Genomic DNA, 230 nt, shown 5'->3' with positions numbered 1-230 from the left:
CGGACGTGACCGCGGCGGTTACGGACGCGATCGTGACGGATATGGCCGTGATCGTGACGGTCGTGGCGGCTATGGACGGGATCGTAATAATGACCGTGAATGGCAGCGTTGCGCACGCGAAGGTCAGTATTGTGATTTCTCCGGCCGCAAGCGCGTACGTTACGGCACACAGGATCGCTTTGTTGAGCGTGTATTCCGTGGCGGCGTAAACTGTGACAACCGCACATTCG

At 58.7% G+C, this 230-nt stretch carries 1 pseudogene; it reads left to right on the top strand.

Annotated elements, in window-relative coordinates:
• Positions 1-230, top strand: a pseudogene (locus tag A918_RS22125) (hypothetical protein); the annotation flags it as partial.

Source organism: Pseudochrobactrum sp. AO18b, assembly GCF_000409565.1.
GTDB classification, from domain to species: domain Bacteria; phylum Pseudomonadota; class Alphaproteobacteria; order Rhizobiales; family Rhizobiaceae; genus Pseudochrobactrum; species Pseudochrobactrum saccharolyticum.
Note: the sequence above shows the minus strand (reverse complement) of the source record. Positions and strands in the feature narration are given on the sequence as shown.